Origin of the sequence: Mesorhizobium sp. M7A.F.Ca.US.005.03.1.1, assembly GCF_003997975.1 — a bacterium.
Classification (GTDB): Bacteria; Pseudomonadota; Alphaproteobacteria; order Rhizobiales; family Rhizobiaceae; genus Mesorhizobium; species Mesorhizobium ciceri.
Genome location: NZ_RZRO01000005.1, coordinates 1 through 20,453 on the forward strand (window position 1 = coordinate 1; position 20,453 = coordinate 20,453).

The 20,453-nt window shown below is 58.7% G+C and carries 17 protein-coding genes and 4 pseudogenes; 8 read left to right on the plus strand and 13 right to left on the minus strand.

The window, feature by feature from the left end; genetic code table 11:
* The first annotated feature begins 760 nt into the window (after nucleotides 1-760).
* From EN990_RS03540 to EN990_RS35365, 3 genes and pseudogenes are all read left to right on the plus strand, one after another.
* The gene (locus tag EN990_RS03540; protein WP_082826570.1) at nucleotides 761-4,294 is read left to right on the plus strand and encodes an autotransporter domain-containing protein; all 3,534 of its coding nucleotides are present in this window, start codon (nucleotides 761-763) and stop codon (nucleotides 4,292-4,294) included.
* 243 nt (nucleotides 4,295-4,537) lie between these two features.
* Nucleotides 4,538-5,221 (plus strand): annotated as a pseudogene (locus EN990_RS35935) (integrase); the annotation flags it as partial.
* A 116-nt stretch (nucleotides 5,222-5,337) separates the two neighbouring features.
* A complete protein-coding gene (locus EN990_RS35365; protein ID WP_063169293.1) occupies nucleotides 5,338-5,574 on the plus strand; it encodes a hypothetical protein in 237 nt (78 codons plus the stop codon).
* Nucleotides 5,575-5,735: 161 nt separating this feature from the next.
* Here EN990_RS35365 and EN990_RS03555 read toward each other — a convergent pair.
* Both EN990_RS03555 and EN990_RS03560 read right to left on the minus strand, forming a co-directional pair.
* A pseudogene (locus EN990_RS03555) lies at nucleotides 5,736-5,936 on the minus strand (SMC-Scp complex subunit ScpB); the annotation flags it as partial.
* Between the two features lie 93 nt (nucleotides 5,937-6,029).
* A complete protein-coding gene (locus EN990_RS03560; protein WP_095769041.1) occupies nucleotides 6,030-6,290 on the minus strand; it encodes a hypothetical protein in 261 nt (86 codons plus the stop codon).
* Nucleotides 6,291-6,507: 217 nt separating this feature from the next.
* Between EN990_RS03560 and EN990_RS03565 the strand changes: the two genes are divergently transcribed.
* Complete coding sequence (locus EN990_RS03565) at nucleotides 6,508-8,670, plus strand: prolyl oligopeptidase family serine peptidase (protein ID WP_082826571.1); 2,163 nt, start codon at nucleotides 6,508-6,510, stop codon at nucleotides 8,668-8,670.
* A gap of 38 nt (nucleotides 8,671-8,708) precedes the next feature.
* Nucleotides 8,709-9,407: an OmpW family protein gene (locus EN990_RS03570; RefSeq protein WP_063169295.1), complete on the plus strand. Its 699-nt coding sequence runs from the start codon at nucleotides 8,709-8,711 to the stop codon at nucleotides 9,405-9,407.
* 307 nt (nucleotides 9,408-9,714) lie between these two features.
* Here the strand turns inward: EN990_RS03570 and EN990_RS03575 are convergent, their stop codons facing one another.
* The 9 genes and pseudogenes from EN990_RS03575 to EN990_RS03610 form a co-directional block, all read right to left on the minus strand.
* Nucleotides 9,715-9,915: a hypothetical protein gene (locus tag EN990_RS03575; protein WP_244514237.1), complete on the minus strand. Its 201-nt coding sequence runs from the start codon at nucleotides 9,913-9,915 to the stop codon at nucleotides 9,715-9,717.
* Nucleotides 9,916-10,059: 144 nt separating this feature from the next.
* Nucleotides 10,060-10,719, minus strand: coding sequence for a hypothetical protein (locus EN990_RS35940; RefSeq protein WP_063169296.1), 660 nt, complete (start codon nucleotides 10,717-10,719; stop codon nucleotides 10,060-10,062).
* 101 nt (nucleotides 10,720-10,820) lie between these two features.
* Nucleotides 10,821-11,476 (minus strand): annotated as a pseudogene (locus EN990_RS03585) (IS630 family transposase); the annotation flags it as partial.
* Between the two features lie 68 nt (nucleotides 11,477-11,544).
* Nucleotides 11,545-11,779: pseudogene (locus EN990_RS03590) on the minus strand (aldehyde dehydrogenase family protein); the annotation flags it as partial.
* A gap of 308 nt (nucleotides 11,780-12,087) precedes the next feature.
* Entirely contained in the window at nucleotides 12,088-12,336 is a 249-nt protein-coding gene (locus tag EN990_RS36565) for an aminotransferase class III-fold pyridoxal phosphate-dependent enzyme (protein WP_063169297.1), read from the minus strand.
* A complete protein-coding gene (locus EN990_RS36570; protein WP_263485461.1) occupies nucleotides 12,297-12,524 on the minus strand; it encodes an aminotransferase class III-fold pyridoxal phosphate-dependent enzyme in 228 nt (75 codons plus the stop codon). The genes EN990_RS36565 and EN990_RS36570 overlap by 40 nt, the downstream gene beginning before the upstream one ends.
* 221 nt (nucleotides 12,525-12,745) lie before the next feature.
* A complete protein-coding gene (locus EN990_RS03600) occupies nucleotides 12,746-14,728 on the minus strand; it encodes an argininosuccinate synthase-related protein (protein ID WP_063169298.1) in 1,983 nt (660 codons plus the stop codon).
* Nucleotides 14,725-15,669, minus strand: coding sequence for a DMT family transporter (locus tag EN990_RS03605; protein WP_082826572.1), 945 nt, complete (start codon nucleotides 15,667-15,669; stop codon nucleotides 14,725-14,727). The genes EN990_RS03600 and EN990_RS03605 overlap by 4 nt, the downstream gene beginning before the upstream one ends.
* Nucleotides 15,670-16,326: 657 nt before the next feature.
* On the minus strand, nucleotides 16,327-16,545 hold the full coding sequence (locus tag EN990_RS03610) for a helix-turn-helix transcriptional regulator (protein ID WP_029354714.1): 219 nt from the start codon (nucleotides 16,543-16,545) through the stop codon (nucleotides 16,327-16,329).
* Nucleotides 16,546-16,654: 109 nt separating this feature from the next.
* Here EN990_RS03610 and EN990_RS03615 point away from each other — a divergent pair, with 109 nt between their 5' ends.
* Nucleotides 16,655-16,921 (plus strand): DUF2285 domain-containing protein, encoded by a 267-nt coding sequence (locus tag EN990_RS03615; RefSeq protein WP_063169299.1) that lies wholly within the window; start codon nucleotides 16,655-16,657, stop codon nucleotides 16,919-16,921.
* Between the two features lie 438 nt (nucleotides 16,922-17,359).
* Here the strand turns inward: EN990_RS03615 and EN990_RS03620 are convergent, their stop codons facing one another.
* A complete protein-coding gene (locus tag EN990_RS03620) occupies nucleotides 17,360-17,593 on the minus strand; it encodes a helix-turn-helix transcriptional regulator (RefSeq protein ID WP_082826573.1) in 234 nt (77 codons plus the stop codon).
* Between the two features lie 115 nt (nucleotides 17,594-17,708).
* On the opposite strand from EN990_RS03620, the gene EN990_RS03625 reads away from it, so the two are divergent.
* Both EN990_RS03625 and EN990_RS03630 read left to right on the plus strand, forming a co-directional pair.
* Nucleotides 17,709-17,990, plus strand: a complete 282-nt coding sequence (locus EN990_RS03625) for a DUF2285 domain-containing protein (protein WP_063169301.1) — start codon at nucleotides 17,709-17,711, stop codon at nucleotides 17,988-17,990.
* 438 nt (nucleotides 17,991-18,428) lie between these two features.
* Nucleotides 18,429-19,385 carry an IS481 family transposase gene (locus tag EN990_RS03630; protein ID WP_063169302.1) on the plus strand — a complete coding sequence of 319 codons (957 nt, stop codon included), beginning with the start codon at nucleotides 18,429-18,431 and terminating at the stop codon, nucleotides 19,383-19,385.
* Between the two features lie 175 nt (nucleotides 19,386-19,560).
* Here the strand turns inward: EN990_RS03630 and EN990_RS03635 are convergent, their stop codons facing one another.
* Nucleotides 19,561-20,298, minus strand: coding sequence for a LuxR family transcriptional regulator (locus EN990_RS03635; protein ID WP_082826574.1), 738 nt, complete (start codon nucleotides 20,296-20,298; stop codon nucleotides 19,561-19,563).
* Nucleotides 20,299-20,453: the final 155 nt, after the last annotated feature.

Below are 20,453 nucleotides of genomic sequence, written 5' to 3' on the forward strand. Positions count from 1 at the left end.
GCATCTTCCGCCCATGCCAGCAGCTACGCCGCCAGAGCGTCATCCGCAGCCTGCTTGATCAGCCATTCGATGTGATTTGACCACATCTGCAACACCTCGCGCTTCTCCTTGACGTTGCTATAGAGATCGTAGATTTCGCCAATGTCTCCGGTGCGGGCTCACAGCCCGTCCATATAGCCGCCAGTCTGCTGCCTTCGAGTGGCCCATGTTGGCCGCGGCCAGGAAGTGGCGACGATTGAAAGGACAAAATCAGTTGCCGAAACTCATCGCAGGTGACGGTCTGGTGGCAATTTGGGCACATCTTGTGTCTCGTCGCCAGTAAACACGGATGCCCGGCAGGAGCTGAGCTCGCTGCCGGCGGAAATCGTAGAGCGCCAGCGACGCATTCTGATCTTTCGTCAGGCAGTCGACCGCCTTGGCATACGCCTCGGCCTCCATCTCGATCGACCTGAACCGGTATCTTGTGCGCCATCCGGACGATCTGGGAAAGCTTGGCCGGGCCGGCGCCTTCCCAGGCGCACGGGAAGCGCGACGACCCATGTGGACCTTGGATTTCACTCCGCACTTACGCTGCTTTGGCCTTGTCAGCAGCCTGAGCATAAAGCGTGCTCAGCTTTCAGGCCGAGCACTCATCCATTGTTGACAGCACCTGTCGTCATTCAGGATCGCCCCATTCTCGCAGGCCGCTTGCAGCTTTCAGGCTGTTGTCAGCCAGGGCCGCCATAAAGGGTCTCGTTAAACAATTCAGGAGGCCGTTCCAATGAACAATCAGTTTGCGAGACTTTTTCGAGGACCAGGTATGCAGGCTTGTTTCAGGACAAAGAACTTTCTGGCGGCAACCACCGCGATGACGACGGTATTCCTGCCGGCTGTGTCTCTCGGGGTGGGTCTGGTAGCATTTCCAACTGGAGAAGCGTTGGCCGACGACCCGATTTCGATCCCGCTGGAGTATGTCGGGGAAGGCCATGACCGCCTGGGCATCTGGGCCAAGATCAACAATGGCAACGCGCAGCGATACGTATTCGACACGGGCTCGGACCAGCTCAACACGCAGATCGGGTCAGAGGTGACCGGGGTCCGCCCGATTGCCGACACGCCTTACGTATATACGTACGGGGACGGAACGTATGGTAATAAGCTTCAGAACGTGGAAATTGATAAATTTACATATGTCGATCCAGATCAAAAGATAACAATCGACGGGCCGTCTGTAAGCGATAAGAAATACCGGGCTGCTCGCATTCTCGATTTTGTCTATACCCATGCGTATTGCAAGGACAACAATCTTAAGTGCACGCCGGGATCCGTGACGGATGGACTTAAAGATATGTATGGTCAGGATCTCCAAGAACCTTATCACGCCGATAAGGAGCAGCGGGCGAAAATGACCGCTGGCAAGATGGCAGACGAAGGCGGCGATTTCGCAGGTACATTCGGGGCCGGCGATTTTCTTGGCAAGACAAGTGTCTGGGGCATGATGGGCAGTGTCACCAGGTCTGGCTACGTGGTCTCCGCCAATGTGAATCCGGATTCCGAGAGCGACCAAACGCCTGGCTGTTCCCCCTGCACGATTGTCAACCTCAATCCAAGCCTCCGGGCCCAATATACTAATGCCATGCCATGGGGAGAACCCGAGGAAAAAGATCAGGATTCTTATCAGAATTTTCCTGGCTCTGGCGCCAATGCCTCGACCGAATACGAAGGCAGCTACAATCTGCAGTACACGGTTAAGGATGGAGCCCCACCAATCACCGACCCCAACAAGACCGCGGTATTGCTCGACACCGGCACACCGGGCGGTGGCAGTCTGGAGATCAGTGATGCGATGCTGAAGCAATTTCAGGATGCGGGCGTCAAACTTAAAAATGTTCGGAGAAATGAGCAACGCGAGATCGTAAGCGCATCGGGCAACATCCCGAGCGTTACAATCGCAGGAACGGATGGCGATCCGGTAAGGCTGGACAATATCGACTTCACCTACACCAGCGGCACGACGGAACAACCCAATGACCAGACCAGTTTTGTTGCCGGTCTTGACTTCTTCAAAAACAGATCGGTCATTTTCGATCTGGAGAAGAAGTATACCGCTTATACGTCACATTTCGTCACTGCCAGCAACTTCTCTACCGATTCATCCGCACCCGAAGGGACCGGTCTGAGCAGGATCACGACGAGCATGGGGAATGAGGGCGGGTTCGGCATAGCGGGTGTCGTCTCCGGCTCCGGATCGCTGACGCTTGATACAAAGACGGTGGTCCGGATGACGAATGTCAACACCTACACCGGCGAGACGAATATTGCTCAGGATGCCTATCTCTCGCTTGCGGGGCTCGGCAACATCCAACGGTCAGCGAAAGTCGTTGCAGACGGCACGTTCGATATCTCCGAACATGGAAATGGCAGCGACTATTGGGGAATCTCCGACGCCTACAACGATGCCCGTATTCGTAGCCTGAGTGGCAGCGGAACGGTCGAACTGGGCAAGCGTACCCTGGTGCTAACGGATTCGAACGACACGTTCGCCGGCAGCATCAACGACCTCGACGTTGATAACAATAATATGGGCGGCAAACTATTCGTTGCCGGTGGCGTGCAAACGCTGAGCGGAAAGAACAATTTTTCCGGCATGACGACGGTCGGTTCCGGCGCGGGATTGCTGCTTGCCGATACAGGTGTGCTTTCCCATGATGCGACCACGTCCGGCTTTCTCGGGAATGACGGGCAGATCGGGGGCACGGCTATCGCAAACAGCGGCGGTGTCGTCGCAGGCGGCGGCACCTACGGTGCGGTCACCATTTCCGAGGGCGGCACGGTCGCTCCTGGCAGTGCGACCGATCCGAGCAGGATCGTCACCACACTGACTGTCACGGGCGATTTCGCGCAGCAGTCCGGATCGATCTATCAGGTCGACCTCGCAAGGTCGTCCGATCTCATCGATGTTGGCGGAGCAGCGGCGATCGACAGCGGCGCGCAGATCGAGCTGCTGCGGCAGGGAACGCTATCGGTCGATGCCCGATATACTCTGCTCTCCGCAGCAGGCGGCGTAAGCGGCACCTATGGCGGGCTGACGGGGGCTCTGGCGACAGACGCGACGCCCTTCGTCGATTTCCAGCTCGTCTACGATGCCAACAATGTCTATCTCGATATCAGCCGCACATCGACGGCGTTTGCCGATGTAGCCAGCACCTTCAATCAACGCTCGGTCGCCGCAGCGGCTCAGGCGCTTGGAAGCGGTAATCCGATCCAGGACAACATCCTGTTCCTGACGGCGCCGGAAGCCCGCAACGCTTTCGATATGCTATCAGGCGAGGTTCATGCTTCCATTCATAGCGGCCTCATCGAGGACAGTCATTCTGTACGCGATGCCGCGAGCGAACGGATCCGTGCGGCGTTCGACGGCGTCGGTGCCTCCAGCGTTCCGGTGATGACTTATGGGCTGGGTGGTCTGGAACTGGCCCCGGCAACGAGTGAGAATTTCGCCGTATGGGGCCGTGGCTTCGGCGCCTGGGGTCATCTCGACAGCGACGGCAATGCCGCCGGTCTCGATCACTCGACAGGCGGCTTTCTGGCTGGCGGTGACGCGGCTGTCGGCGAAAGCTGGCGGCTCGGCCTCATCAGCGGCTACAGCCATACCTCCTTGGAGGCGGACGATCGCGCGTCGTCGGGCTCGAGCGAGAATTACCATCTCGGTCTTTTTGCCGGCACGCAGAACGGCAATCTCGGTTTTCGTTCCGGCCTTGCCTATACCTGGCACAGCATCGAGACCGGCAGGTCCGTGGTCTTTCCAGGCTTCGCCGACAGCCTTTCGGCCGATTACGACGCCGGCACGTTCCAGGCCTTTGGCGAGCTCGGCTACCGTATCAATACGGCTTCGGCTTCCTTCGAGCCCTACGCTAATCTCGCTTATGTGAATTTTGACGCCGATGGCTTCACCGAGAATGGCGGCGCAGCCGCCTTGTCGAGCGGGGATCGCTCGAGCGACACGGCGTTTACCACGCTAGGTCTGCGTGCGTCGACGGTACTGACCCTCGGCACCGTGACTGCTACCGCGCGCGGCGGTCTTGGCTGGCGCCACGCCTTCGGCGACGTCAGGCCGGATACCGCTCTTGCCTTTGCTGGCGGTTCCTCCTTCGCCATCAAGGGCGTGCCGATCGCAAAGAACGCAGCTCTGCTCGAAGCTGGGCTTGACGTAAACATCACCGAGAACGCGACGTTCGGCATCGCCTATCAGGGACAGATCGCCTCGGATGCCCAGACACACGGGTTCAGCGCCAAGCTCGGCGTCCGTTTCTAAATCACCCGCAAAAGAGATTGGTTATGAAGTCAGTGAGTGCATTTTCTTTTACCGTCGTTCTCGGCTCAGCGACGGTGATGTCTGTGTCCGCCGCGCGAACGGACGATGCCTGCTACAACAAGGCACAAAGCCTATGATGACGCAATGTTCAATCGACGACCTGAAGCCAGTCGATGGCGAGCTTGACAAGCTCTACAAGGAGATGGAGACCCGGCTCAAAGAGTCCCGGCGCATGTCCAGGAACTGGTCGAGACCGCGAGGGGCTACAACGCCACCTCGGAGAACACGCGCGACGCCTACCCCAAGGATTGGCGGCATTTTTCCTCCTGGTGCCGGCGCGCTGGCTTCGATCCCCTGCCTCCGGGCTCGAAGGTGATCAGGCTCAATATCAGCGCCTGTGCCTCGGGCACCGCCGCCGGCGATCCGAAGCGTGGCGCCCCTGCCCTTTAGTTTGCGACCATCGAGCGGCGGCTTTCCGGCCTCGCCTGGAACTTTACCCAGCGCGGCCGGCCGTTGGACCGCGCGGAGCGGCATATCTATAAGGTTCTTGCCGGCATTCGCCGCAAGCACGCAAAGCCACCGCGGCAGAAAGAGGCGGTCCTGGCGACGATCTGCTGGCGATGATCGCCACGCTCGGCCACGACCTCAGGGCCTGCGCGACCGCGCTATTTTGCTCCTGGGCTGTGGCGGCGGCCTGCGGCGCTCCGAGATCGTCGGTCTCGACGTCATGCGCGACGACAACAGCGATGGCGCCAGCTGGATCGAGATTTTTGACGGCAAGGGCTGCTGGTCACCCTGCGCGGCAAGACCGGCTGGCGCGAGGTCGAGGTCGGCCGCGGCTCCAGCGACCACACCTACCCCGTAGTCGCGCTCGAGAGCTGGATCCGCTTTGGCCGCATCGCACGTGGACCCCTGTTCCGCCGCATCTTGTCGATCAGGTCGATATAATACGAAAAAGCCGCCGCCATTCGGGACGGGCGTCGGCTATCATGTCCAGCCATTATGCGGCGAGCGGATAGCTTTCGCCGGACCAGGCAGAGAACTTGGCGGCAAAAGCCTTCATCTCGTCGACCGCGAATGTGGTGCGCGGTTGCGAACTCGACTTGCTGGGCGAGAGGGACCTCGCCGAGAAAGGCGCTGACATGAGCGGGATGCTGCTTGGCCAAATCGAGATCCGCAAAGCAATCGGCCAGCGCCGCGTCGTCCAGCTGTACGCTGCAGGGCGCGTTCACGTCGTCAAGACGGATGCCAAATGCTTGCTCATAATGGCCGCAAGGTAATCGTTTCGGGTCGGAGACACAAGTTGCCGCCTCCTTCGCCGTAGAGTGGCCCGATACAATCACGATCGATATTGCCACCTCTTATCGATAGTGATCGCATAGTTCCCTGATTCGACTCTCAACCGCTCATATCAAGCGATTACTTCCATGTATCTGCTGCGCTAGCCCGTCCTGGCCTTGGAGTGTCGCTCCTCACCTCCTCCACCACTCACCAGCCCGATGGGAGTATCGCCCGCCAGCAGCTTCTCCTTGCTGAGCAGCGCGGCAACCTCAATCGCCTCGAAATCGGGCAAATCCCGCAGTGTGTCGAGGCCGAAGTGCAACAGGAAGGTCTTGGTCGTGACGTAGGTGTAAGGCGTGCCAAATTCAGCGGGCAGGCAGACGTTGACCCACAACAATCAAGGGGACGGTGCAGGCCAAGATTGCGGCAGGGCTTGGGCCCCCCACCCTTCTCCTCAGAACTCCGCTGCTTCCAGCTGGCGGCTGAAACTCACAGGCGCAGCCAGCTTGGTCTCTAACAGCATCGATCGCATCATGGTGTCTGCCATGAATCCGTGTGCGTGAAGCGCTCCAGAGCGAAGATGTTGGGCGTCAACCAGGTTCACTCCAATGAGCTTCACTTCTCGAGTTCTGCACAGTGTCCACGACTGGCGCCGGAGGTTGATCCGGTGATTAGGAGGAGCACTCGTTGTCGGATTCTCGACGATGTCGGACATGTGACACAACGCTTCCAGAGCGATCGCATTGTTCCGAAACGATTTTCCCAGTTGGCACGAAGGTTGCGGCCCTATGCGCAAAAGCACTGCGATGCCGCACCGACTGGAAGAACTCATCAATGATCACGCTTTTCGAACATGTGGGCGCCGCTACCGACACTGAGCGTTCCCGAGCCGACGGAAGCCTCTATCCCTTCTTTCTGAAGGCTGTCCGGACATGAACGCATTTGATGTCCGTCCAACGCTTGATGCTCCCGACGACGATCCCTATGTCTGGCTTGAAGATGTAGAGGGCGAGCGGGCACTTGCCTGGGCCGCCGGCCAATCGGCAAGGACTCTGAAGCACTTCGGTGGAACGCAGTTCGAGCGCGACCGCGCGGCTCTGACAGCCATTTTCGACAATCGCGACAATCTTCCCCTGATCGCGCGCCGTAGTCAGTACCTCTACAATTACTGGCGAGATGACGGTAATCCACGCGGACTGTGGCGCCGGACCACCCTTGCCGCCTACATGAAGGCGGATCCCCAATGGGAGCTACTGCTCGATCTGGATGCTCTCGCGGCTAGCGACGGAGAGGACTGGATCTGGGACGGCGCGTCCATCGAGCCGGAGAGACGGGAAAGAGCCGTTCTGCGCCTGTCGCGCGGCGGCAGCGACGCGGTCGTGCATCGCGAATTCGACCTGATTTCTCTGAGCTTTGTCGCCGACGGCTTCAACCTCCCCGAGGCCAAAGGCTACGTTAATTGGCTGGACCCTGACACGCTTCTGCTTTCCAGTGCGCTTGGTAATGGCATGGCCACCCGCTCCGGCTATGCGCGCACAGTTCGACTGTGGAAGCGTGACGCGGATCCCCTCACCACGCCGGCAATCTTCGAGGCCGGGTTCGAAAGCTTCCAAGTGTCTGGTCATTCGGACCGCACCGGCCGCAGCGAGCGCCTTTGGTTCATCGAGCAGCCGGCCTTCTTCGAGAAGATCAGCTGGATCGGCGATAGGAGCGGGCCGAGGAGGCAGATCGATCTTCCTCGCGACGCGTCGTGGCGGGTCTTCGGCGACTGGCTGGCGGTAAGGCCGCGCAAGCCCTGGACGGTGGGAGGCACCACCCATCCCGCCGACGCGCTGATCGTCATCTCGCTTTCCACTTTCCTCGCCGGCGGACGCCGTTTTGAGACCCTGTTTCAACCAGGGGAAAGGCGCTCCATGCAGTCATTCTTCTGGAATGACGGGAAGCTCATTATCTCTTACCTCGTCAATCTCGCACCGCGTTTCGAGATGTTCACTCCCGGCCACCAGGAATGGACGCGCCGAGTCCTGAACACCCTGCCCGCCGAAGGTACTGTCGACGTCTGGTCATTCGATGCGGCAGTTCACGAGACCAATGGAGAGGTCCTGATCTGTGCTCAGGATCCGATCACGCCGCCGCAGCTCTTGCTGTTCGATCTGAATGCCGCGCCGTCTCTCAGCGCTTCAGCAATCCTGAAGCGCAGCCCGGAGAATTTCGATGCATCCGGACTGGTGGTCACGCGCCACGAGGCAGTCTCTATCGATCATGAGCTGATCCCCTATACGCAGGTTGGTCCGGCGAACGGGAACGGAGATGCTCCGATTCACCTTTCCGCTTATGGCGGGTTCGGCGTATCATTCCTGCCCTACTACAACTCCCCGCTGGGCAAGCTGTGGCTCGAGCGCGGTGGCACGTGTGTCGAGGCGAACATCCGCGGCGGCGGCGAGTTCGGCACCCGCTGGCACGAAGCCGGGCGCAGGGAGGGCAAGCGTCTCGCCCACGACGATTTCGCCGCCGTTGCCTCCGACCTCGTGCGAAGGGGCATCACCCTGCCGAGGCGGATTGCCGCCGAGGGTGGCTCAAATGGCGGCCTGCTGATCGCAAACATGCTGACCCGCTATCCTGAGCATTTCGGGGCTCTGTTCTGCACAGCACCGCTTATCGACATGCGTCGCTACACCAAGCTCTTGGCGGGCGCGAGCTGGATCGACGAATATGGCGATCCGGACAAGGTTCACGATTGGGCTTTCCTGAAGGAAATCTCCGCCTATCACGCCGCAGCGCCGGGACAGCCCTATCCGCCTATCCTGATCGCCACCACGAAACGCGACGACCGCGTCCATCCGGGCCATGCGCGCAAGATGGCCGCAAAACTGCAGGCTCTTGGCTATCCCGCTTACTTCTACGAGGCCAGCGCAGGCGGGCACGGCTGCGGCGAGGACAATCGGGAGCAAGCCGCATTCATCAGTCTAGGCACCAATTTTCTCCGCAGCGCAATCGGCTTCAACGATCACCCTCCGGAGACGGCGGAACGCGTTGCAACGCAAGAGGGGCATTTGAGGTCCATCAACAATTCATTCGAGCAGGAGACGAAATAGTGCAGTGCATCCTTTCTGAACATCAAGGAGTGAATCTCATGGCGAGAACGCGAATGGGCGTAGCGCGGGCAACAGCAGCGGCGGTGGCCCTGATCATGGTGGGACAGCAGGCCGTCGCCGCGGAGCCTGCGCAAGCAGAGACCGTCCTGGCGGAGACGGGAGCCTCGGTCACCGAAGCGCCAATCCCTTGGCAGGTCCGCCTGCGGGCGTTGGGCGTCGTTACGAAAGATCTGGGCTACGTTGATACGCTTCCCGGCTCCGGTCTTTCGTATTCGGACACGGTGACGCCGGAACTCGATATCTCGTATTTCTTCACCGACAACATCGCCGCCGAACTCATACTCGGTACCACTTATGCCAACATCGCGGGCCAAGGGACGATCGGAGGGTTGGGCAACATCGGCAAAGTTTGGCTGCTGCCGCCGACACTCACGTTGCAGTACCATTTTACCGATCTCGGCGCGTTCAAGCCTTATGTCGGCGCCGGCGTGAACTACACGATCTTCTACAACCAGGACACTGGCAGCGCTGATGCTCTCAAGGTGAAGAACACGTTCGGCACGGCGCTGCAGGTCGGATTCGACTACATGGTGGACCAGCACTGGGGCCTCAACTTCGACGTGAAGAAGCTTTTCCTGAAGCCGGACTTCGACGTCACGGTGACCGGCGCGAAGCTGACGGGGAAGGCGGAGCTCGATCCCTGGCTGATAGGCGCAGGTGTCACCTACCGCTTTTGAATATCAGAGTGAAGTCTGCTTCCCGACTGCCGGTTTAAATGAAGGGCGCCTCGCGCGCCCTTTTTTACGGTCGACACTGCAGCGCAAGACCTCATGAAGCTATTGTCGGGCGGGGTTCTCTTCCGGCGGACCAAGAAGATGCACTGGCCAACCGGCCTTGCGCCTGAGGTGGAGTGCTTAGAAGCGCTTTGGATCGGGACGGGCTTTGGTATTGTGGGTGGAATGCTTCAGCCAGACCATTTGCCAGCATCGTCTCCCGGACGTCATGTGTGAGCTTCTTTGTCAGCGCAAGGCGAACACGGATCTCCTAGCAGGCCGTTGAAGAAGTGTCCCGTTTGGCCTTGAGGATTGCCTCGTCGCCGTTGTGATAGAAGGTGATGTCGATGGAGCCGTCGTCGAGCAGTTCAGCATGGCCGTCGCCTGTGACCTCGTCCATTTCGTCGAATCCGACCCATGTGAAGAAGACCGTCGACGGGCCGTAGCCGAGTTCGAGGGTTAGATGAGCCAAACGCCAGTGGGGCGTCCTGGGGACGACGCGCGCGAGATTCTGGTCGTGGTGGCCAGCCCAATACGATGTGAGAAGTTGCTGCCGGTGCGGGTACCGGAGGTCGCCGATAGTGACAGCCGATGTTCGACAGCGGCAAGGACATGCTCAGCCGTCAACGCGCCGAGGGCTTGGCCGGGAATGGTGGTGATGGAACCAATCCAGAAAGCGGCGGCTGCCCAGGAGAACGCCTTCGCGGGACTTTGACTCCAGTCCGCACACCCTGCTCAGATAGTCCGAAAAAGAGGTCAGAAGCGGAGCATCCGGATTATTATCTACACTGGGAACAGAAGCATGGAAGCGTTCTGGAGCCACTCGCCGCGCGTTTACCAGTGCCGACACTGCTCCAAGCTGACTATCTGCCATGACCACCTGCCGAACGTAGTCCGTTGATGCCACCGGTACCCTTCGCGGTCTGCTCCAGCGGGAAGATCGGGTCTGATCGACCCTGCTGACCTGTGCGGCGGCCTCTCTCGCTAGGGCGTCCCCCTTCCTGTCGTCCTCCTCCGCCGCTTTCGGCTGCTTTCGGCCCGCCGCCCTCGCCAAGGCGTCGTAGTCGGTAAGCGCGTCCTCCGTCTCCTTTAGGGGCTTCATCGCGTGACTAGAGTTTAGCGCGTGTTTGTAGGCGGCGGACCGAATGGTCGTCGAAATGCCACTCAGCGCCACCGCAAGATGCCCTAGGGCTTCCGCCTCATGATCTGACAGCGGCACGTCACGATTAGAGCCGATTGCCCTGCCTTCTTCCAGTTTCACAATGTTTGTAGTCATTTCCTGCTCCATCGCGTTGACTGAGATACGATGGAGACGGAAGTGGAGAACAAATTTTTACAAGCAACTAAGATGATATTCTCGTCAACGGGACAATAGTGGACGTTGAGGGCGGCGAACAGGGTGGTGGTGCCGTTGCGCTTGTAGTCGTGCCTCATCGTACCGAGCCGCCCCTTCTTCATCGGCAGGCCGGGTGGGTGCGGTCGAGCGCCGGATCTGGCTCTTTTCATCGACCGACAGAACGATGGCATGGGCCGGCGCATCGAGATAGAGGCCGACGACGGCGCGCAACTTGTCGACGAACTTCGGATCATTGGAGAGCTTGAACCTGGCGCCAGCGGTGGGGTGCGAGACCATGCGCCTTCCAGATGCGCCTGACGGCGCTGGCGCTGATTGCGGCGGCTTGCGCCATCATGTCGGCGGTCCAGTGGGTCCTCTCGCCCGGCGGATCGGCAAGCGTCAGTGCCACGACGCGCTCGCCGACATCGGGACCGAGCGGCGGAATGCGCCACTGTCGCGTCTTGTCGCGCAGCAGCCCGTCACAGCCTTCCGCGGCAAAGCGCTCCTGCCAGCGCCAGACGTCGGTCTTCGACTTGCCGATGCGGCGCATGACCTCGCCGGTGCCGACGCCGTCGGCGGGCAAAAGCACTATCTCGGCGCGCCAGACATGCTTTTGCGGGGCGTTGCGATCCCTGATCAGCGCCGTCAGACGGACGCGATCGGCCGACGAAACGGTGAACGATCTTCCTGTGCGCATGCGCCAGACTCGCACGCGCAGGCCAGAAAGGGAATCTCTGATTGGACTCCTATGTCAGGCGGGAACCACTAGACGCCGAGACCGCCGATGCAGACATGTTTGGTGTCGAGATAATCCACGATGCCCTGGAGGCCGCCTTCCTTGCCGAGGCCCGATTCCTTGACGCCGCGGAACGGCACCTCCGGCGTGGTGATCAGGCCTTCATTGACGCCGGTACTTCAGTCCTTCCATCACGCGGAAGGCGCGACCGAGATCGCCGGTGTAGAAGTAGGCCGCGAGGCCGAACTCGGTGTCGTTGGCGAGCGGCGTGCCCGACCTGAGACATGGGTGACGTTTTGTACCGGACACGGATGAAGTGCACCCCTCGGGTGAGCGTTTGCTCGATAATATCCACTGAAGTGAAGCAGTCGGTCTTAATGCTGGAACTCATGCCACCCGACCGACCCGGGAATTCGCAGCAGCGGCGCCGTCGAGTGCAGAACGAATGCCGTCAACCAAGGGGTCGATCTCGCTTTCGGTGATTATATAGGGCGGACAGATTCCAAGCACTTCTCCCATATTGCGGATCATGACGCCGTGCTCGCGGCACCGCCGCTCGACATCGCCGATCCTCAGCTCGGGCGCGAAGACGCGACGGGCGCACGATCCTCGACGATCTGAACCCCCGCGATGAAGCCGCGGCCGCGGGCTTCACCGACAAGCGGATGGTCGCCGAGCGCGTCCGCGAGGGCTCCATGCAAGTGATCGCCGAGACGACGCGCCTGGGTCACGAAATCGATCTCGCTGTAGATCCTGATCGCCTCGGCGGCGACGGCCGCTATCACCGGATGACCGGAGTAGGTGAAACCGTGACCGAACACGCCGACCTTGTGGGCCTCGTCAGCGGCGCATTGATAAATCTTGTCGAGATAATGACGCCGCCAATGGGCAGGTGACCGGATGAAAGCCCCCCGGCGATCGAGAGCATGTCCGGTTCCATCCCAAATGTCTGGCTACCAAACCAGTTCCCGGTGCCTCCGAAGCCGCAGACCACCTCGTCGGACAGCATGAGGATAATTTCTCACTTTCTTGCGAAGATCGGGGGTGTCCACGGTCATTCGTATTACGCGAGATCCGCGAGGCCAAAAACCATCATACCAGAGAGGCGAAACTGCTATCTAGGTGTTTAGATGCAAGAAATTAATCCTGCATTGTTCCCGCACCAGGAACACCCGAGAGGATACCAAGCAGTATTGAACCTTGTTGAAAATGCTCTCGGCGCGCTGGGCGTTATAATTTCTCGAAGGCGATCACAAGGACGTCGCGATAAGCGTACGGCATTTTCAGGTTTTCGGCCACAATCGACGATACATCGTGAAAGGTTTCGCGGTCGTTGCAGATCACAAAATCATTCGGGGAGTTCATTTCGACCTCGCCGAGGAACTCCTTTGAGGCGTCGGTGATCATGCTCATGCCGCCGGTGACGTTGACCCGCCCAATCATATAGCAAGCAATGAAGTCCACCCCGTCCTGGTGAAGGCCCTCGGGTGCCGGTTTGCCATTTACACCATCGCGCGCGACAATCCGGTAGGGATGGATCTTGATATTCCAACGATCATGTCGGGCGGCTTCACATAGAATTCTGCAGAAACCTGTCAGAATCTTTTCTAAGACGGGATGGTCTATAAAGGAGTTTTCAAGGGGCTCGAAGTGGCGCTTGAAGCCGCCATTCAGATGATTGACACTTTTTGATTGTTCGTAGGGGGCGTGGGGTAGGAGCCTAAAGATTCCGTCAGTCGCGTCATATTCAAAAGCGCTATAGCGCCGGTAACGATATGTTCCGCCGTCACGCATGTATTCATCGAGAAGAAGTCGATTCCAATGGTCAGCAAAGTTCTTCCAGGCTGCATCAATTTCGATGCCAAAGCAGGCTTCGGCGCGCTCGCCTTTTGAAAACCACCATCCATTTGTCACCAGACCGTCAGTGCATTGTTGACTGAGGTTGGCCGGCGCCTGGGGTGCGTTGTTTTCCACGGGTGTCTCCCTTTTGGTGACTTGGCGAGGACGGAACGCTTTGGACAACGCTATGTGGGTTGCGGCTTGGTATTCCCAAAGGTCGCGGTCCCTAATGTATCTCGGCGTCCTGGCTCGGATCGACCGAGGTAAAAAGCGTGTGTGATCGACTATGTAGCTGACGCTCCCGCTAACGCCCTCGAGGGCGGATGCAATGGCCCGTTCGCACATCTGGTGAATAGTACTGCCCCATGCACCTGAAACCGCCTCTTGGGACCAGGCTTGCTCAAGCCCTTGCTTCAAAACGATTGATGCCACGTCAAGAGAAGCGGTTTCGAGGTGACGCAGCGCGTCGAAGATAATGGCCGCGGCAGGGGCCTCGCGGACTTCGAGAACCTTTTGGCCGGTTGTGATGTGTTCAAGCCCGACAAAGCGGCCGTGCCCGAATTTGCCGACCGTGTTATTCAGGAACGGGATTGCGTCGACCAATGCAACATCACGGTCATCAATTGACACGAGACTTCCGTCTGCAAACCCGAGTTTGATCTCTACCGGCTGCTCTGCGGGAATGTGGCGCGTCCAAGCAAATGCCTCCTCGGGGATGGAAAAGTTCTCGGGATCTTCCAAAGGCCCCGACTCGAATTCCCGACACCAGAGGTTTTCGTCCGCGCTCCACGTGCGGTCCGCCACAAAAGTCGCTCCACACTTGGACAGGTCGGAGGTCTTCTGTTGTCGGGATATCACAGAGCATTCATACGGACTGCCGAAGTTGCCGGAAAATCCTGAGCGCTTAATGCTATTGTTAAGGCGCGGAAGACTGTTTTGAGAAAGGTTTGCTGTATGAAGAACCAGCCGTGAGTTGATTGACCTAGCATGATTAACAACCAAAGATGCGATTATGGGACGGCTCAACGAACTGCTCAACGGATAGATGCCAAGGTACTTGGCGTGGGCTCGAATGGCTGATTTCACGCCTTGTTCGACAAAGGCATCCCGCCCTTCGAGGCAGACAAAGCGCGCGCCGAACATGGCTGCCGTCCGTTCCAACAAAGGCTGATCGATGCGCGTTCCGACATCCGCTGCGACAGCTTCAATGTTCGCAAAGCCAAGGCTTTGCAGCTTGTAGAGAAGATAGGTGCTGTCGAGACCGCCGCTGAACATGGTTGCAACTGGTGCGGTTCGGTCCGGAAAAGCCTCCAGATCTTCAAAACTCGAAATGCCGCCGATGGCGGGTTTGGTGGAAGCCAAGATGGGGTTCATTTGGATGTCCTGCTCTCAAACCAGATGCCAGCAAACGTCGCAGCGAGGACGAGGCCTGCGCCTATCAAGCTCGGTACTGTCAAAGGCTCATTCAGAAGAAGGTGCGCTAGAACGAAACCAAAAAAAGGTTCTGTTCCCATCAAGAAGCCAACCCGTGTCGGTGTGGATTTTCTCACTGCGGCATTTTGAATGTAGAATGCAGCGAGGGTGCAGAAGAGTGCAAGGAAGGCAACAGCGCCCCAAAACTGAAGGGTGGCCCTCACAACAAGGCCTGAAATTCCGAACTGAGCGACGGCCAAAACGAAAGTAAGTGTTGCCACCGTCGATCCTTGGATGGCCGTCAGGGCTGCAGATGAAATCTGCCGGCCGGCCAGAAGGCGTTTGGTGGAAACGACCATAACCGCTCGCAGAATCGCGGCCCCCAAGACAAGCGCGTCACCCGGGCTGAACCTGCTGATCCCGCCAGTGAGAATGCCGACACCGATGCACGCTATGGCAGCACTTGCCAAAATGCCCGTAGGTGGAAGTCGCCGTGATAGCCCATAGTCGATGCTCGGCGTGAAAATCACACAAAGCGATATGATCAAGGCCGTGTTCATTGCGCTTGTCGATGCAACGCCGTAAGTTTCAGCAATAAAGATGCAAAAAAGTATTGTTCCCAATGCGAAGCCGCGGATGAAATCGCCCCAGGAGACCAATGCGATCTCATGTCTTGCAGCCACTGCCGTAATGATCGTAGTAATCAGGAAGCGATAAAGAACAAGTATCGAAACCGGCGCGTAGAACAGTGCGCCTTTCCCGACCGGATAGCTCGCCCCCCAAACGAATGCGACTCCCAGCAAGGCTAGATCCACCGAGAAAGATGGCGTCCGTGTTTTCCTGACAGGTATTGGAGAACTTTCGAAAACGTCCACCTTCAAAGTTTCCTTTGTGTTAGCCATCCACCCCTGCTGCGAGGGTCAAACAGATCAGGTCGTTCAGCCTCTTGGGCGATCCGTGCCGCGGCGTACTTGTTTTTGGTAACGCAAGTGCCGTGCCGATTCGGAAAACCATTGCTAGACAACAACCTGGTCGCCTTGATAGTTCGGCGGTTCATGTCCATTGTTGTCAGAATGCCGACAATGACTTCAACTGCAGGGATCCTACCGGCAGGGCCTCAAGGCGAACACGCGGCTCCAAGATGCCGACACGATGGCTGGTTCAGCCATGCTTCGACAGTTGCCTGTTTTTTCAGTTCCTTTGCTGTTCGTGCGCTAACCGCAACGCTCCATACTAGTCTCGCGTGGCTGTCCCCGTGGGGTGGGCGGCAGAAAGCGATTAGGCCCGCTGAAAGAGGCGAACCGCATCCGAAGGATCGTAACCAAGAGAAGGACCTGAAGCGAGAGCGAAGGTTGCGGGAGGCCGCGGCGGGCCTAAAAGGCAATGCCGACCGCCCCAGGAAAGGCTGACAAAAACCGCAGCGGCCGACTGTCCAATAGGGTGCGCCGGGCCAGGGCGAGCCAAATGGCAGGGGCTGCCGGGGGACCCTAAGAAAAGCCTGGGTTCACGAGCACCCGGCGCGCGCCATCAGGCGGCCAGCTACTTGGAGGGCGGGTGTATCATGCCTGTTTGTCGGGCCGAACCAGATCCATGTGGCTGACGCCGAGGGCCAATGCCAGTTCATAGATCGTGATAATTGTCGGATTTCTTCGGCCTTTCTCCAAGCCGCTGATGTACTGCTGACTGAACCCGGAAATCTCCGCAAGCTGCTCCTGCGTCAGGCGCTTCCTTTGCCTGATCCTCTGCACATTCCGTCCGACCAACTTGCGCATATCCATGCACGCAAGCCAGCGGATCAGGCGGCTTGAGTTTATCAACTATAATATGTAATCCACATTTAGCAGGCACAGGGCTTCGCGGGTCCATTGGCCGGAGATAGAATTAGCGATGTTGCAGCCCAGATCGAACACGCCGTTCGCCGACGAGGTCCCCTGGTCGGACCGCATTACAGCCTACGACAAGGACCACTTTACAACCTATATGAGGCTCCTGGACGCCTCGGCCGACAACGCCACTGAAGAGGAAATGGCCAAAGTGATCCTCGGCATTGATCCGGCACGCGAACCTGAGCGCGCACGCAACGTTCTTCGCAGTCATCTCGACCGTGCAAACTGGGTGGTGACGAGCGGCTACAAGGATTTGTTCGCCAGTTGACGAAATGGGCGGTGCGGTCGCTTCGCTTCAAGCAACGAAGTCGCGCAACCGCCATGCATCGACGTATCACCACAGCGCGGATGGCCCAGCGCTTCGCTGTCTCATCATTTTGTCCTCCGCTCGCCAATGGCTGCTTCCCAGGAATGGGTGCGGCGGCGAATCATGACAGGAACGGGTCCGCCGTCTGAGCCGCACCGCATCCGAAGGGCCGGATGGACAACCTACTGAAAGCTCACAGCTGGCTAAGGGTTGCGGGACGCCGCGGCGGGCCTAGAAGGATGCGGCGCCACCTGCTGAGAAAGGCACAAAACAGAGCGAATTGCGAGAGTCTAACGACGCGCTAGGAGGCGCAGCGGAATGGTCGAGACGCCAGAGCCAAGAAAATCGGGGCTCGACCCACCGGCACACGGCACGCGCGGTGATGGGCGCGGGCGCCCACTACGTGCGCAGGCTCAACAGAATCTCACACGGATCAGCATCGAGGGCCGCAGTTACGTCGAGAAACTCAATGACATCGAGACGCCGTTCGCCACCCTCATATTTCGCCACGAAAGATTGCGGACGACCAAGCTTCTCAGCCACCTGCGCCTGCGTCAGCCCTTTGACATTGCGCAGTGAGATCAACTGGGCCAGAAACCGCTGGTGGCGGGGAGATCGAAGAGATTTGGGCATTTAGGTGAACCGGCAGGTAGAGACCGGCTCAGCGACTAATCCCCGTTTCGGATTATCCCATTTTGGGATATTCTGCCTTGGATCCAGCGATCAACATGCGAGGTTCGCGGCAGACATGAATCAATCAACGGGAACAGATAGGACTCAAAGCTCAACACTGCTCGACGAAGTCCCTTGGTCTGACCGTCTTACCGCCTACGACAGGGCGCACTTTACCATCTATATGAGGCTCCTGGACGCCTCAGCCGATGAGGCGCCCGAAGAGGAAATGGCCCAACTGATCCTCGGCATTGATCCGGCACTTGAACCGGAGCGCGCCAGGAAGGCGCTTCGTAGTCATCTCGACCGTGCGAACTGGATGGTGACGAGCGGCTACAAGGAATTGTTCGCCAGCTGACAAATTCGCAGTGCTCGGTCATAGAAGCGTTCCTGTGCCATTGGTCAGGCTGATCGGGGCCTGCACCACAGACGCGCCGGCAAAATGGACCCGGTGGCGAGCACAATTCAGTTCCCAGGAAATCGGGGTTTGGCAACTGTCCGAGCGTCTGACGTGATAGAAGGTTCCGCTCTGTCTGGATGGGTATTAGCCCGGAGCAGCACTCCATATCGTACCGGCGCTCGACGAAGGGTCCACCTCTTCGCTTTCAAGCCGCATAACCGATAGCCATCGCCCTAAGTCAAGGGTTAGAGATTACCGGCAGGCAGGTATGCAAGCGGGCCATCCTCGGAAACTATATAACCGCACGACTAGCTGTGAGCTTTCGGGAGGTTGTCCATTCGGACCGGACCGGGGAGACTGGAGTTACCAAGCTTCAGCACTCACCGGAGGGTCCGAATGAACATCCATAAGAATGCCCGTCTCACACCGCTGCGTCGAGAGGAGATGGCGCTGTCGGTGATAGAAGGCGCTTTCTCCAAAGCCCATGCGGCGCGTGTCTACGGCGTGTCGGCCAAGATCGTGGCGCGCTGGGTCGAGCGCTACAAGTCCGAAGGGCGGGCCGGCATGATCGACCGTTCCTCGCGGCCCGCCAATATGCCGCAGGCCACCGCTGCGTTGATCGCCGAGCGCATCATGGCGCTGCGGCGGCAACGTTGGACCGGCAAGCACATCGCCCATGAGGTCGGCGTCTCGCCCGCCACCGTTAGCCGGGTTCTCAAGCGTGCCGGACTGTCGCGGTTGCGGGATATCGAACCGGCCGAGCCGATCCGACGCTACGAGCGCGAGCATCCTGGCGAGATGATCCATATCGATATCAAGAAGCTCGGTCGTTTCGAGCGCATCGGTCATCGCATTACCGGCAAGCGCACCGGCAATGCCAGCTCGCGCGGCAGCAGTTGGGAGTTCGTCCATGTCTGCATCGACGACGCCTCCCGCATCGCCTTCTCGCAGATCCTGCCCGACGAGAAAAAAGAAAGCGCCATCGCCTTCCTCAAGGCGGCGGTGGCCTACTACGCCAGCCTCGGCGTCACGATAGCCCGCGTCATGACCGACAACGGCTCCTGCTACAGATCAAAGGCCTTCGCCAAGGCCTGCCGCGATCTCGGCCTCAAGCACGTCAGGACAAGACCCTATACACCCAAGACCAATGGCAAGGCCGAGCGCTTCATCCAGACAGCACTGCGCGAATGGGCTTATGCCATCGCTTATCCGACTTCAGATCACCGCGCCGCAGAGTTGCCGGTCTGGCTGCACAGATACAATTGGCACCGTCCCCACGGGAGCCTAAAGTCCAAAACACCTATCAGTCGCCTCGCTCTAACCGAGGACAACCTGTTGAGGCTCCACAACTAGCTCGTCAGCGACGACACACCCGCTCGAGCACCCATAGACTATGATCACCGGCGCGGACTGGAAGAATACGGCTGCATCGCCCGAGCCGGCGGAACAGAAGATCTCGGCATCCAGTCAACGCTCGATACAAAGCGCGCGATCGAATGGCCCGAGCACAAGGGGATCAAAAAGCTTCTCAGACAATTGAGGACCCTTCGGACCCCAAAAGGGCTATAGCCTGATTTTGGGTTCGCACGCCTAGCTTCTTCTTGGCATTGTCCAAATGAAAAGCGATCGTGCGTGGCTTGATACCCAAGATGCGGCCGGTCACCCAGGCTGAATTACCCCGCGCTGCCCACCTCAGGCACTCATATTCGCGGGATGTCAGCGAAACCCCATCCACTGTTCGATCGCTCGGCAATTTGCGGCGAACGCAACGATGAAAGCAGGCCGCCATCAGTTGAAGAGCTTGTTCGTACCGCTCAGCGACCCGAAGAAATACTGGACGAGGCTCATCGGCGGCAAAAGTAACCGCAGCGATGCGGCCGCGGAGATCGACAATTGGGATCGTCAAACCGCAGCAGATGCTGAATTGAGCCGCCTCATCGAATAGCTGCTGTTGAGCCGGCGACATTTTATCGCCTCCCAAATTCGATCCCCAGTGAAACGGGCAGCCGCCATTTCGAGCACGCAAGACCACAGGATCGAGTTTCTCATACTGATTTTCCAGATACTGTCTGGTCCAGCGGGGTGGATAGTTTGAAATTAACCTCGGTTTGCCGGAAGGCCGTGCTGGCAAGGAGAGGTAGGCAAAGAAGATTAGGTCAAGTCGTCCGGCCGCCTCAGCCATGGCATCCCGGAAATCTGCCTCATCGATACTCTGTGACAGTCTTTCAAGGAATGTCTCGAAAACAAGTGGCATGTGCCTCGTCATCGTCGCGCTCGATTCTTCCTCTTTCTGCACGCCTTCCGGCTGCGTCGTGTATGTCCCGACAAACGTGATTGAATTCGCGGGCGTCGCTGGGCTGACCGGGCTCCAGAATGCTGCCACACTTTCGATCTTCGTCGGTCATCCCAATCATGCTGGGC